We start from the raw sequence: 14,654 nt of genomic DNA, 5'->3' as shown, positions 1-14,654 counted from the left end.
TCGACCGGAACTGCGGCTCGAGGATGGCCTCGACCTGCGTGGCGACGTCGCCGATGAGGCTCGAGAACGTGCCGGTGGCCTGAGCGACGGGGGAGTCGCGCACGAGGATGCGGAAGCCGTCCTCGGAGGACTCGATGTAGTCGAGCAGCGCGAGCGCGGTGCGCTCCAGCAGCACCTTGGGGTGGCCACCCGACCCGAGCGCCCCGGTCAGGGCGGTGGTCAGCGCCTGCACCTCGCGGTCGACGACGACGGCGTAGATGCCCTCCTTGCCCCCGAAGTGCTCGTAGACGACGGGCTTGGACACCTCGGCCCGGACCGCGATCTCCTCGACGGACGCGCCCTCGAACCCCTTCTCGGCGAAGAGGCCACGACTGACGGTGAGCAGCTGCTCGCGGCGCTGGCTGGCCGTCATCCGCGGTCGGTGCGTACGTCTGTTGTCGGCGGCCATGGGGTTCATTGTGCCTGACGGCACAGTCGCGGGACCCGGCCGTCGCCGCCGCCCGGCACGGGGCACCGCCGTGGACCTGGCAGACTGTTCACGGACGTGCGACGGTGGCACACGCCCGCCTCGGGGCAGCGACGCGCGCGACCGGTCCGCCTTGGTGTAATCGGCAGCACAGAGGTTTTTGGTGCCTTTGGTCCAGGTTCGAGTCCTGGGGGCGGAGCAGTCCGGATCTGACGAACCCACCGATCGGAGCACCCGTGACCGAGACACCTCAGCCGGCAGCAGTCGTCGTCCTCGCCGCCGGCCAGGGCACCCGCATGAAGTCGGCGTTGCCGAAGGTCCTCCACCCTCTGGGCGGCAGGCCCATGGTGGGGCACGCGCTGGCGGCGGCCCGTGAGCTCGAGCCGGCGCACGTCGCGGTGGTGGTGCGGCACGAGCGCGAGCTGGTCGCGGAGGCCGTGCGGGCGCTCGACCCGGACGCCGTGCTCGTGGACCAGGACGAGATCCCCGGGACCGGTCGCGCCGTGCAGTGCGCCCTCGAGGCGCTCGACACCAAGGCGCAGGCGGCGTCGGCCGCCGCGGGCCTCGCGGACGGCGAGCTCGTGGGCGACGGGCTCGAGGGCGCCGTGGTGGTCGTCGCCGGCGACGTGCCCCTGCTCGACGGCGCGACGCTGGGCGAGCTGCTCGCGGCCCACCACGCCGACGGCAACGCGGTCACGATCCTGACGACCGAGGTCGACGACCCGACCGGGTACGGCCGCATCGTGCGGGAGAAGGGCTCCGGCGACGTGCTGGAGATCGTGGAGCACAAGGACGCCTCCGCCGACCAGCTCGAGATCCGGGAGATCAACTCGTCGGTCTACGTGTTCGACGCCGCGACGCTGCGCCGCGGGCTCGGCGGCCTGGACAGCAAGAACGCGCAGGGCGAGGTCTACCTCACCGACGTCGTGGCGTTCGCCCGCGGTGAGGGCCTGCACGTGCGGGCCGTGCTGGCCGACGACCCGATGCTCGTCGAGGGCGTCAACGACCGCGTGGCCCTCTCGGTGCTGGCCCGCGAGATGAACCGCCGCATCGTCGAGGAGTGGCAGCGCGCCGGCGTCACGGTGCAGGACCCGGCCACGACCTGGATCGACGTCGACGTCGAGCTGGCGCCCGACGTCACGCTGCTGCCGAACACGCAGCTCAAGGGGGCCACCGTGGTCGCGACGGGCGCGACCGTCGGCCCCGACACGACGCTGACCGACGTCGAGGTCGGTGCGGGCGCGACCGTCGTCCGCACGCACGGGACGCTCGCCGTCGTGGGCGAGGGCGCGTCGGTGGGCCCGTTCGCCTACCTGCGGCCCGGCACGCGGCTGGGGCGCAAGGGCAAGATCGGCACGTTCGTCGAGACGAAGAACGCCGAGATCGGTGAGGGCAGCAAGGTGCCGCACCTCTCCTACGTCGGCGACGCGACCATCGGCGAGCACAGCAACATCGGCGCCGCGTCCGTGACCGTGAACTACGACGGGGTGAACAAGCACCGCACCGTCATCGGCTCGCACGCCCGCACGGGCGCGGACAACATGTTCGTGGCCCCCGTGACCGTCGGCGACGGTGCCTACACCGCCGCGGGCTCCGTGATCCGGCGGGACGTGCCCGCCGGTGCGCTCGGGGTCACCGCAGGACAGCAGCGCAACATCGACGGCTGGGTCGCCCGCCGTCGGCCGGGCACGGCCGCGGCGGACGCCGCGGCGGCGGCCCGCGGTGCCGAGCACGGCCTGGGGGACCAGGCCCAGCGGCAGCTCGCGCAGCAGAACGCAGCCGGGGCCTCGGCCCCGCGGGCGTCGGCCGCACCGGCCGAGGCCGACCAGGTCCCTGCCCGAGGGGCCGACACGGAAGGAAAGACCCACTGATGTCCACCGCACCTGGCCCGAACCGCCACCCGCTCGTCCTCGCCGCCGGCCGGGCGCACCCCGAGCTCGCGAAGAACGTCGCGAAGGAGCTGGGCATCGACCTGTTGGGCGTGTCCGCGTACGACTTCGCCAACAGCGAGACCTACGTGCGGTTCAGCGAGTCCGTGCGTGGCATGGACCTGTTCCTGCTGCAGTCGCACACGATGCCGGTCAACCAGTGGATCATGGAGCAGCTGCTCATGGTCGACGCCGCCAAGCGCGCCTCGGCGCACTCCGTCACGGTGGTCGCACCGTTCTTCGGCTACGCGCGCCAGGACAAGAAGAGCCGCGGCCGCGAGCCCATCTCGGCCCGCCTGATCGCCGACCTGTTCAAGACGGCGGGCGCCGACCGCCTCATGAGCGTCGACCTGCACACCGCCCAGATCCAGGGCTTCTTCGACGGGCCCGTCGACCACCTGTGGGCCATGCCGATCCTCGTGGACTACGTGCGCAGCCGCGTGGACACCGGGAACGTCACCGTCGTGTCCCCCGACGCCGGCCGCATCCGGGTCGCGGAGATCTGGGCGTCCAAGCTCGGCGGCGGCCCGCTGGCGTTCGTGCACAAGACGCGCGACGTCACGCGGCCCAACCAGTCGGTCGCCAACCGCGTGGTCGGCGACGTCGAGGGCAAGGACTGCGTGCTGGTGGACGACCTCATCGACACCGGCGGCACGATCGCGGAGGCGGTCAAGGTCATCATGGCGGCGGGCGCGAAGTCGGTCACCGTCGCGGCGACGCACGGCGTGCTGTCCGGCCCGGCGAAGGAGCGCCTCACCGAGTGCGGGGCGCGCGAGGTGGTTGTCACGGACACCCTGCCCATCCCGGAGGAGCGCCGGTTCGACAACCTCAAGGTGCTCTCCATCGCGCCGCTGCTGGCGTCGGCGATCAACGAGGTGCACTCCGATGGCTCGGTGACCTCGCTGTTCGACGGCAACTCCTGACCGGCGGGCCGGCTCGGGCCTGGTACGGGCACTTGACTCAGGCGTGGTCCACGGTGGACCGTGTCTTGACATCTACAGGGGAGGGTCAGTGACCGTCACCGTCGTGGTCCCGACGTTCAACGAGGGGCCGAACGTGCGCGCGCTCACCGAGCGGCTCTGCGCCGCCTTCGGTGTGCTGCCCGACGACGGCACCGGCCCGGACGTCGCCAGAGGACCCGAGGGCGGCCCGGCCCCCGTGGGCGCCCCGGACCTGGTCGAGATCCTCTTCGTCGACGACTCCACCGACGACACCCCCGACCTGATCCGCGAGGTCGCCGCGTCGTCGCCCGTCCCGGTGCGCCTGCTGCACCGGGAGCGCCCGCAGGGCGGGCTGAGCGGCGCGGTCGTCGCCGGCCTGCGCACCGTGACCAGCGAGTGGGCCGTCGTCATGGACGGCGACCTGCAGCACCCGCCCGAGCTCGTGCCCGCGCTCGTCACGCGCGGGCGCGAGGCGCGCCTCGACCTCGTCGTCGCCTCGCGCTACACCGGCGACGGCGACGCGGGCGGGCTCGACGGCTGGTGGCGGCACGGCGTCTCGATCGCGTCGGCGCTGCTGGCCCGGTCGATGTTCCCCGTCCGGCTGCGCAACGTGACCGACCCGCTCACGGGCTTCTTCGCGGCGCGGGTCGACCGGCTCGACCTGGACGCGCTGCACCCGCGCGGCTTCAAGATCCTGCTCGAGCTCCTGACCCGCAACACGCTGGTGGTGGGCGAGGAGCCGTTCGTGTTCGGCGAGCGGTACGCGGGGCGGTCCAAGGCGTCGTTCACCACCGGCCTGCGCTACCTCGAGCAGCTCGCGGCCCTGCGGTTCGGCCGCATGTCCCGCTTCGCGATCATCGGTGGCCTCGGCGCCGTGCTCAACGTGCTGATCCTGTGGGCGCTCACCGGGCTGGGGGTGCACTACGTCGCGGGCGCGGTCATCTCCGCGGTGGTGACGATCGTGACCAACTTCCTGCTGCAGGAGCGGCTCGTCTTCCGCGACCTGCGCGACGAGGGTCGCGGCGTGTGGTCGCGGTTCGCGCACTCGTTCGCGTTCAACGGCACCGAGGCGCTGGTCCGGCTGCCCGTGCTGTGGTGGCTGGTGGAGAACACCGGCATGTGGCCGGTGCTCGTGCAGGCGATCACGCTGGTCGTGGCGTTCCTGCTGCGGTTCGTGTTCCACGTGCAGGTGGTCTACCGCCCGCGGCGCACCCAGCCGACGATCGGGGTCACACCGCCTGTCGGTGCGGACCGCGCCGACGAACGGGTACAGTAGTCCGGTTGCCTCGGCGAGGGACGCCTGACGGCCGCGACGGGACCTGATCCCGCAAGCAGGCGGCCGGCGTCCGTGATCGACTGGGCGGCCGTCGGCGGCCATCGGGTGGAGCCCCTCCAGCGCTCCCGCCCCGCGAGCCCGCCTCCGTGCCTGCTCCGTGCCCGTCACGTGTCCCGCGCCGACGCAGCCGCCATCTTCGATCAGCAGACACGACCTTTCAGGAGAGAGTTCCCATGGCCGAGATCAAGCTCGCCGCCGAGCCCCGCACCGAGTTCGGCAAGGGCGCGGCCCGCCGCATCCGTCGCGACAACAAGATCCCCGCTGTCCTCTACGGGCACGGCACCGACCCCGTGCACGTCACGCTGCCGGGCCACGAGTCGATGCTCGCGCTGCGCCAGACCAACGCCCTGCTGTCCATCCAGCTCGACGGCAAGGCTCAGCTCGCCGTCGCCAAGGACGTCCAGCGCGACCCGGTCCGCAACGTCATCGAGCACATCGACCTGCAGGTCGTCCGCGCCGGCGAGAAGATCACGGTCGACGTCACCGTGAACATCGTGGGCGAGTCGGCCCCCGGCACGATCCACCTGGTCGAGGAGCAGACCCTGTCGGTCGAGGCCGAGGCCACGCACCTGCCCGAGTCCGTCGACGTCTCGATCGAGGGCCTCGAGAGCGGCGCCCAGGTCCGCGCGGGCGACGTCGCCCTGCCGTCCGGCTCGACCCTGCTGACCGACCCGGAGTACGTCGTCGTGCTGATCACCGAGCCGCGCGGCGAGGCGAGCGCGGACGACGAGTCGGCGGACTCCGCCGAGTCGGCCGCCGAGGCCGAGGCCTGAGCCTTCCTGTCGCAGGCCGGGCTCCCGGCCGTGGCGCACCGGGCCGAGGTGGAACCCGCGGGCCCGCGCACGAGATGATCGTGCGCGGCGCGGGTCCGCCTCGGCCCGTCGTGTCTTCTCCTGCTGTGCTGCTGTCGTCGCGTGCGTGAAAGGAACATCCAGATGAGCGACCGGCCCTGGCTCGTCGTCGGCCTCGGCAACCCCGGGCCCCGCTACGCGGGCAACCGGCACAACGTGGGGCAGATGGTGCTGGACGTCCTCGCGGAACGGACCGGTGCCCGGTTCTCCCGGCACGCGCGGGCGCAGGCCGTCGTCGCCGAGACGCGGCTGGGTGTGCTGCCCGGCGGTGCGCCGGGTCCGCGCGTGGTCCTCGCGAAGCCGACCACCTTCATGAACACGTCGGGGGGTCCGGTCAGCGCGCTCGCGAAGTACTACGACGTGCCGGCGGAGCACGTGGTCATGGTGCACGACGAGGTCGACATCCCCTTCGACACCATCAAGCTCAAGCTGGGCGGCGGCGAGGGCGGGCACAACGGCCTGCGCGACACGACCAAGGCGCTGGGTACCAAGGACTACCACCGGGTGCGGGTCGGCGTGGGCCGCCCGCCGGGCCGGATGGACACCGCCGACTACGTGCTGCGCGACTTCACGGGCACCGAGCGCAAGGACCTGCCGATCCTCGTGGACGACGCCGCCGATGCGGTCGAGCTGCTCATCACCGAGGGGCTGCTGGCGGCGCAGGGCAGGTACCACACGGCGAGGGCCTGAGCCCGGTCCGGCGGCGGCCGGCGCTCAGTGCGCCTCGGCCGCCGCCCAGGTCCGCAGATAGCTCTCGGGTCCGCGCGCCAGGTCGTCGATCAGGCCCTGCCCGCCGACGATCCGCAGGTCCTCGACATAGTCGGGCACCAGGCCGTAGTGCGGGACGCCGTCGGCGTTGACGTCCCACGTGCGCTCGCCGGTGGTCTGCCGGTCGAGCACCGATCCGCCGTCGAACGAGCGGAACGGGTACGTGACGGGGTCGCCCGCCGCGTCGGGACGGGGCGGCGGGGTGCCGCCGAACCCGTTCATGTCGAAGCCGAAGCCGATGCCCGCGCCGTACCGGTCCCGTACGGCCGCCGTGCGCTCGTACTCCTCGACGAGCTCGTGCGTCGCGTGGCCGTAGATGGTCGCGAACCCGCCCAGCGCGTAGAGCCGGTCGAGGTACCGCTCGTCCATCCACGAGTGCGTCGACAGCACGCCCGCGTAGTCCTCCTCCTCGAGGATGTCGAGCGTCCTGTCGGCCGCCTTCGCGCTCATGTGGTCGATCTCGACCATCATGTTCCGCTCGATCATGCCGCGGACGGCGTACTCGCCGAGGCTGCTCAGCCCGCGCGTGTTGCACAGCGTGCCCGGCGGGTAGAGCGGCAGCACGGGCGGCAGGTCGTCCTCGAGCGCCGGCGGGAGCTCGCCGTTGCCGGGGTTGTTGTCGTGCGGCTGGTCGGCCGGGCAGCTCCGCGCGTCCCACCACGTGCCGGTCGAGAGGAACTGCCCGGCGTTGATCACCGTGCCGAGCGAGCCCTCGTCGAACCGCACGCCGCACAGCGCGTTGTCGAACTTGTGGCACAGGTACATCGAGCGCACGCCGAGGTCGTAGAGCTCGTCGAGGCCCGCGTCGACGTCCGCGCGCGTGCAGTGCGGGATGCGCAGGGTCTGCTTGCAGCCGAAGGGTTCCGACGTCTCCACGCCGAGCACGACGGCGAGCTTGCCCTCCTCGATCACCTGGCGTGCCTGCTCGCTGCTGGTGACGATCCGGAACCAGCCGCGACCGGGCCCGCCGTACTGCTCGTCGACGAAGGCCTGCAGGTCGTAGGTGTCCTGCGCCTGGAGACGGATCGCCGTCATCTCGTCGCAGCTCTGGTAGGTGCCCGGGTTGATCGAGCAGAGCAGGCCGTTGGTGACGAGGTCGTTGACCAGCACGCGCTGCCCGCCGCGCCAGGCCCGCTCGACCCAGCGGTAGTACATCTGCTGGTGGGTGAGGGAGTCGTGGGCCGGCCAGTCGGCGAAGGTGGGCCAGCCGGTGGTGTCGTGGGTGCCGATCGGCGAGCCGTCCCGCGTCAGGTTCTCCAGCAGGGCGCCCAGACCGTGCGGCTCGTGCGACCGGCAGTCGCGCAGGGCCGTCTCGATGCCGTCCCGCGAGAAGACCTTGCCGCAGACCGCCGCGCCGCCCATGCCGTCCTGCATGAACAGGTGGCTGTGCGCGTCGATGAGGCCGTACACCGTGCCGTCCGGCCGGGTGCCCGTGAACGGCGTGCCGGTCACGCCGACCTCGGACTCCGGGGTGGGGAGCGTGGGCGCGGCGCTCGTCGCCGACGCCGGCGAGACGAGGAGGGTCGCGCTGAGGCACGTCGCCGTCACCGCGGTGAGGAGCAGGGCCATCCGTCTGATGCGTCGCACGAGACCTCCCGCAGGGCGCTCGCACCGGCCTCGTCGCCGTTGCTGAGGGTCAGACAGTAACAGGAGATATCACCCATGGGGTAGATGTCGCCCGCGCCGTCTCGACGGTCAGCGGGCTGTCAGGCGGCGGGGCGGGGCGAAGAGCCAGCGGGCACCGGCGCGCGGGGCCAGCTCGCCGAGCAGCACGCCGACGCCGACCGCCGCGACCGTCCAGGCGACCGGCAGCCACTGCGACGCCGGCGCGGCCACCCAGATGCCGTTGCGCCACATCAGGGTCAGCAGCGCGAGCACCACCGACGTGTGCACCACGAACACCGGGAGGGTGCGCGCGCCGAGCCAGCGCAGGCCGAGCGCACCCGGCACGCGGGAGAGCAGCACGCTCACCGCGACGCCTGCGGGCACGCCCGCGACGTTGGCCAGCAGGTAGCAGCCGTAGACGTCGGACAGCCCGCTCTCGCGCACCGCCACCTGCAGGCCGAGCCAGACGGCGACGGCGAGCAGCGCCCAGAGCCAGGTCGTCCGAGCGGCGAACCGCTCGAGCAGGCCGCGCAGGTGCAGTCCGCCGAGGAAGAACAGCGCGAACTGCGCCGTGCCGCGCCACGCGAGGCTCTCCGGCTCCCAGCCGGCCAGCGCCCACGCGCCGACCGCGGCGGCGAGCGCGAGCTGCACGGGGGCGGGCAGGCGGCGCAGGGCGCGAGCGAGCACGAAGAACGCCGCGAGCGTCCAGATGAACCACAGCTCCGAGCGAGGGACGAGCAGCGACCAGGCGAGGTCGTGGCCCACGGTGCCCCAGTCGGCGTCGGCCACCTGGTAGTAGCCGGTGAGCAGGCGCACCACGAGGGAGATGGGCTCCCACAGCACGAAGACCCACGCGAAGAAGAGCAGCTTGCCGCGCGCGAGGCGGGCCCACGGCGCCGCGACCCACTTGGCGGCGAACATGCCGGACACCGCGAAGAACAGGGGCATGCGCAGGCTGCGCAGGGTCTCGTTGACCTCGCGGAGCACACCCACCTCGTACCCCGTCATCCACGTCCAGTTGGTCGCGTGGTACAGCACGACCAGGGCGATGGCGAGGCCGCGCGCGACGTCGGGCCAGGCGAGGCGGGCAGGGGCGGGCTGCCCGACGGCGGCGTCGCGCCCCGGGCCCTGGGCGCCGGCGTGGCGCGGGGTTCCGGAGGGGGTGAACATCGCGGGTCATCGTACGGGGCGGGTACGACATCCGCTCCGGGCGTGGTGGCGGGCGTGGCGGCGGACGGGGCGGCGGGCGTGGTGTCGGGCGGGCGTGGTGGACGGCACGCCGCCCGTGTCGGTGGTCCGGAGTAGCCTGGAAGCAGCCCGTCACCCGTGACCCCACCCCGGGTCATGCCCGTGATGGGCCCGTCGTCGTGCGCCACCGAAGGACAACATCCATGAACCTCACCGGCCTCCTGCCCACTCTCCTGCGCGACCCCGGCGCCCGCGCCGCGGTCGAGCGCGTGCGTGCGCGTGGCTTCGCGGACGTGGTCGGTCCCGTGGGCGCCCGCCCGCCGCTGCTCGTCGCCGCGGCCGAGCAGCGTCCGCTCGTCGTGGTGACGGCGACCGGTCGCGAGGCCGACGAGCTCGCGGCGAGCGTGCGCGGCTACCTGCCGGAGGACCGGGCGGACGACGTCGCGGTGCTGCCCTCCTGGGAGACGCTGCCGCACGAGCGGCTGAGCCCGCGCGCCGACACGGTGGCCCGGCGGCTCGCGGTGTTCCGGCGGCTGGCGCACCCCGCGCAGGAGCGCGGGCAGGCCGGCCCCGTCCGCATCCTCGTGATGCCGGTCCGCGCCCTGCTGCAGCCGGTGGTCGACGGGCTGGGCGAGCTCGAGCCGGTCGAGCTGTCCGCGGGCACGTCGGTCGACCTGGGCGAGGTCGCCGAGCGGCTCACCGCCGCGGCGTACACGCGGGTCGACATGGTCGAGCGCCGCGGCGAGTTCGCGGTGCGCGGCGGCATCCTCGACATCTTCCCGCCCACGGAGGACCATCCCCTGCGGTGCGAGTTCTGGGGCGACGAGGTCACGGAGATCCGCTGGTTCTCGGTCGCCGACCAGCGCAGCCTCGAGATCGCCGAGCGCGGCGTCTGGGCCCCGCCGTGCCGCGAGATCCTGCTCGACGACGGCGTGCGGCAGCGCGCGGCCGATCTCGTCGAGTCCCTGCCCGGCGCCGTGGAGATGCTCGACAAGCTCGCGGCGGGCGTCGCCGTCGAGGGCATGGAGTCGCTCGCCCCCGTGCTGGTGGAGCGCATGGTGCCGGTGCTGGAGCTCGTGCCGGACGACGCGCTGCTCGTGATCGACGAGCCCGAGCGCGTGCGCCGCCGTGCGCACGACCTCGTGGCGACCACCGAGGAGTTCCTGGCCGCGGCCTGGACCGGTGCCGTCGCGGGCGGCGCCGCGCCGATCGACCTGTCCGCCGCGTCGTTCGAGACGTTCGCCGAGGTGCGCGAGATCGCGGCCCGGCGGGCGCTCGGCTGGTGGACGCTCTCGTCCTTCACCCAGGACACCGAGCTGGCCGAGGCGTCGGACGACGTCGCGGGCCTGCCCTCGGCGTCCGACACGTTCGTCGTCTCAGCGCGCGACGTCGAGTCCTACCGTGGCGACCTGGCCCGGGCGCTCGACGACGTGCACGGGCTGCAGGTCGCCGGCTGGCGCCTCGTGCTCACCACCGAGGGTCCCGGCCCCGCCAAGCGCATGACCGAGCAGCTCTCCGCCGCCGGCACCGCGGCGCGGCTCACCACGGCGCTCGAGGACGAGCCGGAGCCCGGCATCGTGCACGTGCTGGCGGGCGGCGTCGGCAAGGGGTTCGTCGCGCCGGACCTGCAGCTCGCGATCTTCTCCGAGCAGGACCTCACCGGCCGGGCGGGCTCGGGCACGCGCGACATGCGCAGGATGCCGAGCCGGCGGCGCAACGTCGTGGACCCGCTGCAGCTCAAGGCGGGCGACTTCGTGGTGCACGAGCAGCACGGCGTCGGCCGGTTCGTCGAGATGGCGCAGCGCACCATGGGCACGGGCGGCAACCGCGCCACGCGCGAGTACCTCGTCATCGAGTACGCGAGCAGCAAGCGGGGCCAGCCGGGCGACCGGCTGTTCGTCCCCACCGACCAGCTCGACCAGGTCACCAAGTATACGGGCGGCGAGTCGCCGTCGCTGTCCAAGATGGGCGGCGCCGACTGGAAGAACACCAAGGCGAAGGCCCGCAAGCACGTCCGCGAGATCGCGAGCGAGCTCATCCGGCTCTACAGCGCGCGCATGGCGACGCAGGGCCACGCCTACGGCCCGGACACCCCGTGGCAGCGCGAGCTGGAGGACGCGTTCGCCTACGTCGAGACGCCCGACCAGCTCGCGACGATCGACGAGGTCAAGGCCGACATGGAGAAGCCGGTGCCGATGGACCGGCTGGTGTGCGGCGACGTCGGCTACGGCAAGACCGAGATCGCCATCCGCGCGGCGTTCAAGGCGGTGCAGGACGGCAAGCAGGTCGCCGTCCTCGTACCGACGACGCTGCTGGTGCAGCAGCACTACGAGACGTTCTCCGAGCGGTACACCGGGTTCCCCGTGACCGTGCGGGCGCTGAGCCGGTTCCAGACCGCCAAGGAGTCCGAGGAGACGCTCAAGGGGCTCAAGGACGGCAGCGTCGACATCGTGATCGGCACCCATCGGCTCATCACCGGCTCGGTGGCGTTCAAGGATCTCGGGCTCGTGGTCATCGACGAGGAGCAGCGGTTCGGCGTCGAGCACAAGGAGACGCTCAAGCAGCTCCGCACCAACGTCGACGTGCTGGCCATGTCCGCGACGCCGATCCCGCGCACGCTGGAGATGGCGGTCACGGGCATCCGTGAGATGTCCACGCTGGCCACGCCCCCGGAGGAGCGGCACCCGGTGCTCACCTACGTGGGCGCGTACGAGGAGAAGCAGATCGCCGCAGCGGTCCGCCGCGAGCTGCTGCGCGAGGGCCAGGTCTTCTACGTGCACAACAAGGTCGAGACGATCCAGCGCACCGCCTCGCGGCTCGCCGAGCTCGTGCCGGAGGCCCGGATCGGCGTCGCGCACGGCAAGATGAGCGAGCACCAGCTCGACCAGGTCATCCGCGCCTTCTGGGAGAAGGAGCTCGACGTGCTGGTGTGCACCACCATCATCGAGACCGGCCTGGACATCTCGAACGCCAACACGCTCATCCTCGAGCGCTCCGACATGCTCGGCCTGTCCCAGCTCCACCAGCTCCGCGGGCGCGTCGGCCGCGGCCGGGAGCGTGCGTACGCGTACTTCCTCTACCCGCCGGAGAAGCCGCTCACCGAGACGGCGCACGACCGGCTCGCCACCATGGCGGCCCACACCGACCTCGGCGCGGGCATGCAGATCGCGATGAAGGACCTCGAGATCCGCGGCGCCGGCAACCTGCTCGGCGGCGAGCAGTCCGGCCACATCGCGGGCGTCGGGTTCGACCTCTACGTGCGCATGGTCGGCGAGGCGGTCTCCGCGTTCCGCGGGGACGCCGAGGAGGAGGCCCCCGAGGTCACCATCGAGCTGCCCGTCGACGCCCACCTGCCCGAGTCGTACATCGCGACCGAGCGCCTCCGGCTCGAGGCGTACACGAAGATCGCGAGCGCGCAGGACGCCGCGGCGCTCGAGGAGGTGCGGGCCGAGCTCACCGACCGCTACGGTGCGCTGCCCGACGTCGCGAACGCGCTCTTCGACGTCGCCGACTTCCGCAACCACGTGCGCCAGGCGGGGCTCACGGACGTCACGGCCCAGGGCAAGTACGTGCGGTTCGCGCCGGTCAACCTGCCCGAGTCGGCCCAGCTCCGGCTCAAGCGGCTGTACCCCGGCACCATCCTCAAGCCGGCGATCCGGGCGTTCCTCGTGCCCTTCCCGATGACCGCGCGGATCGGCGGCAGGCCCCTGCGCGGCACCGAGGTGCTCGAGTGGGCGCGGGCCCTCATCGACGCGGTGATTCTGGCCGACGTCGGGGCTGCCGCTAAGGTCGGCACGAGCGCCTGACCCGGGCGTCCCGCTGGTGGGCATAGGTGAAACTCGGATTCACGGCTACCCGCCAGGACCGTATAGGCTCCACCCCGCGTCACCCGCCCCGTCACTCATCCTGTGGAGGATCCCGCATGGCACTCGGACATCACGTGCGCGGGAGCCGCGCACGTGCCGTCATCGGCTCGATCGCAGCGTTCACCGCGCTCGGCGCCGTGCTGGCCGGCTGCTCGACCGACTCGACGCAGGCGGCGGAGGGCCCCGACCAGTCCGTGGAGGTCGACGAGAACCTGCACGCCATGCTGCCGGGCGAGCTGCGCGGTGAGTCCGCGCGCATCACGGTCGGCACGGAGTCGGGCTACCCGCCCTTCGAGTACACGAACGAGGCGGGTCGCATCGTCGGCTTCGAGATCGACCTGTTCGACGCCGCGTCCGACCGGCTGGGGCTGAAGTACACGTTCCACGACATGCCCTGGGACTCGCTGATCGACGAGCTGTACGCGAGCAACGTCGACGTCGTCGCGGCGGCGATGTCGGACACGGAGGAGCGTCAGAGGGAGTCCGACTTCGTCGACTACTACAACGACAGCGACGCGATCATGGTCGCAGCGGGCAACCCCCTGGGCATCAAGACGCTGGCCGACCTCTGCGGTCGGAAGGTCGCCGTGCTCGGTGGCACGGACCCGGAGGACTACACGTCGCAGCAGACGGCCCTCATGGCGATGAACCAGGGCGACTGCCAGGCGGAGCCGATCACGATCCTGCCGTTCGACACCGACGCCAACGCGTTGGCCGAGGTCGAGGCCGGGAGGGCCGACGCGGAGCTGACGCAGTGGTCGACGGGCGCCTACAACGCCAAGCAGATCGGCTCCGGCGACGTCTTCGAGGTCGCCAACACCGAGATCATCAACCCGACCCCGCTGGGCTTCCGGTTCCTCAAGGGTGACGTCGAGCTGGTCCGCGCCTACCAGGCCTCGCTGCAGAGCCTCATCGACGACGGCACCTACGCCGAGATCCTCGAGCGCCACGACCTGTCGGTCGGCGCGCTGGAGAAGGCCACGATCAACGGTCAGTGACCGACTGACCTCTGCCCGGACGGGCCGTCCCGCACACCGCGGGGCGGCCCGTCCGTCGTTCCGGGACTGCGCGGGCCGTCGTTCCGGGGCGGATCGTGCCGGGCCCGAGCGTCGTCCGTCGTCGTCGGCAGCCACTCACTTTTCAGGCCGATGTTTCTCGGCTTTGCGGGCCCGCAAAGCCGAGAAACATCGGCTCGAAAGACGATCGCCGCGAGGGCTGCGCGCCGACGACGGCGGGCCCCGATGGCACCGCCGGATCGATTCGATAACGGCCAGCGTAGTGACCGTTAGGGGCTCGGTCGGTTAACCTGGTGACCGAAAGGAGTTCCCCGACATGGCCAGACCATCCCTCCGGACCCAGCGCGACCTCACCTCGTTCGGTGACCACGTCCGCGCCTGGCGCAAGATCCATGGTCTCACCGCCCAGCTCGTGGCCGACCGGGCCGGCATCACGCGCACCACGCTGCGCGCGATCGAGACGGGGCAGGGGACCGTGAGCCTCGAGAACACGCTCGCCGTGCTCCGCGTGCTCGGCGTGGCCGACGCCGTGGTGGGCGCGAGCGACCCCCTGACGACCGAGATGGGCCGGTTTCACGCGGAACGGGCCCTGCCGCAGCGGGTCCGGGTCAGCCGATGAGCCCCGGGCACTGAGAAGGAGGTGAACGCGGTTGGCGATCCACGTCGAGGTCGAGCTGCCCGGCGGCGGC

Annotated in this window: 11 protein-coding genes and 1 tRNA gene; 9 read left to right on the top strand and 3 right to left on the bottom strand. The window is 72.3% G+C overall.

Annotation, left to right across the window (positions count from 1 at the left end; genetic code table 11):
* On the bottom strand, nucleotides 1-412 hold a 412-nt coding region (locus HLB15_RS18015; protein ID WP_171107190.1), incomplete at its 3' end, for a TetR/AcrR family transcriptional regulator.
* Nucleotides 413-593: 181 nt separating this feature from the next.
* Here HLB15_RS18015 and HLB15_RS18010 point away from each other — a divergent pair.
* From HLB15_RS18010 to pth, 6 genes are all read left to right on the top strand, one after another.
* Nucleotides 594-665, top strand: a tRNA-Gln gene (locus HLB15_RS18010).
* 37 nt (nucleotides 666-702) lie between these two features.
* On the top strand, nucleotides 703-2,337 hold the full coding sequence (gene glmU / locus HLB15_RS18005) for a bifunctional UDP-N-acetylglucosamine diphosphorylase/glucosamine-1-phosphate N-acetyltransferase GlmU (protein WP_171107188.1): 1,635 nt from the start codon (nucleotides 703-705) through the stop codon (nucleotides 2,335-2,337).
* A complete protein-coding gene (locus tag HLB15_RS18000; protein ID WP_171107186.1) occupies nucleotides 2,337-3,317 on the top strand; it encodes a ribose-phosphate diphosphokinase in 981 nt (326 codons plus the stop codon). Before glmU ends, HLB15_RS18000 begins: the two co-directional genes overlap by 1 nt.
* A gap of 88 nt (nucleotides 3,318-3,405) precedes the next feature.
* On the top strand, nucleotides 3,406-4,611 hold the full coding sequence (locus HLB15_RS17995; RefSeq protein ID WP_171107184.1) for a glycosyltransferase: 1,206 nt from the start codon (nucleotides 3,406-3,408) through the stop codon (nucleotides 4,609-4,611).
* A gap of 233 nt (nucleotides 4,612-4,844) precedes the next feature.
* A complete protein-coding gene (locus HLB15_RS17990) occupies nucleotides 4,845-5,444 on the top strand; it encodes a 50S ribosomal protein L25/general stress protein Ctc (RefSeq protein ID WP_171107182.1) in 600 nt (199 codons plus the stop codon).
* 162 nt (nucleotides 5,445-5,606) lie between these two features.
* Nucleotides 5,607-6,212, top strand: a complete 606-nt coding sequence (pth, locus tag HLB15_RS17985) for an aminoacyl-tRNA hydrolase (protein WP_171107180.1) — start codon at nucleotides 5,607-5,609, stop codon at nucleotides 6,210-6,212.
* 24 nt (nucleotides 6,213-6,236) lie between these two features.
* On the opposite strand, the gene HLB15_RS17980 is transcribed toward pth, so the two are convergent.
* A complete protein-coding gene (locus HLB15_RS17980; RefSeq protein WP_229785548.1) occupies nucleotides 6,237-7,877 on the bottom strand; it encodes an amidohydrolase family protein in 1,641 nt (546 codons plus the stop codon).
* Between the two features lie 108 nt (nucleotides 7,878-7,985).
* Complete coding sequence (locus HLB15_RS17975; protein WP_171107178.1) at nucleotides 7,986-9,065, bottom strand: acyltransferase family protein; 1,080 nt, start codon at nucleotides 9,063-9,065, stop codon at nucleotides 7,986-7,988.
* A 221-nt stretch (nucleotides 9,066-9,286) separates the two neighbouring features.
* Between HLB15_RS17975 and mfd the strand changes: the two genes are divergently transcribed.
* From mfd to HLB15_RS17960, 3 genes are all read left to right on the top strand, one after another.
* The gene (gene mfd / locus HLB15_RS17970) at nucleotides 9,287-12,889 is read left to right on the top strand and encodes a transcription-repair coupling factor (protein ID WP_171107176.1); all 3,603 of its coding nucleotides are present in this window, start codon (nucleotides 9,287-9,289) and stop codon (nucleotides 12,887-12,889) included.
* A gap of 116 nt (nucleotides 12,890-13,005) precedes the next feature.
* Nucleotides 13,006-13,947 (top strand): ABC transporter substrate-binding protein, encoded by a 942-nt coding sequence (locus tag HLB15_RS17965; RefSeq protein ID WP_171107173.1) that lies wholly within the window; start codon nucleotides 13,006-13,008, stop codon nucleotides 13,945-13,947.
* 334 nt (nucleotides 13,948-14,281) lie between these two features.
* Nucleotides 14,282-14,584 carry a helix-turn-helix transcriptional regulator gene (locus HLB15_RS17960; RefSeq protein ID WP_171107172.1) on the top strand — a complete coding sequence of 101 codons (303 nt, stop codon included), beginning with the start codon at nucleotides 14,282-14,284 and terminating at the stop codon, nucleotides 14,582-14,584.
* The last annotated feature ends 70 nt before the right edge of the window (nucleotides 14,585-14,654 follow it).

This window comes from Promicromonospora citrea (assembly GCF_013004695.1).
Taxonomy (GTDB): Bacteria; Actinomycetota; Actinomycetes; order Actinomycetales; family Cellulomonadaceae; genus Promicromonospora; species Promicromonospora citrea.
This window is presented reverse-complemented; position numbering and strand designations above follow the sequence as displayed.

What these genes read in the sequence shown, in the direction of transcription:
- HLB15_RS18000 (WP_171107186.1), top strand. Translation starts at nt 2,337, where the DNA reads ATGTCCACCGCACCTGGCCCGAACCGCCACCCGCTCGTCCTCGCCGCC.
- HLB15_RS17990 (WP_171107182.1), top strand. Translation starts at nt 4,845, where the DNA reads ATGGCCGAGATCAAGCTCGCCGCCGAGCCCCGCACCGAGTTCGGCAAG.
- pth (WP_171107180.1), top strand. Translation starts at nt 5,607, where the DNA reads ATGAGCGACCGGCCCTGGCTCGTCGTCGGCCTCGGCAACCCCGGGCCC.
- HLB15_RS17975 (WP_171107178.1), bottom strand. Translation starts at nt 9,065, where the DNA reads ATGTTCACCCCCTCCGGAACCCCGCGCCACGCCGGCGCCCAGGGCCCG.
- mfd (WP_171107176.1), top strand. Translation starts at nt 9,287, where the DNA reads ATGAACCTCACCGGCCTCCTGCCCACTCTCCTGCGCGACCCCGGCGCC.
- HLB15_RS17965 (WP_171107173.1), top strand. Translation starts at nt 13,006, where the DNA reads ATGGCACTCGGACATCACGTGCGCGGGAGCCGCGCACGTGCCGTCATC.
- HLB15_RS17960 (WP_171107172.1), top strand. Translation starts at nt 14,282, where the DNA reads ATGGCCAGACCATCCCTCCGGACCCAGCGCGACCTCACCTCGTTCGGT.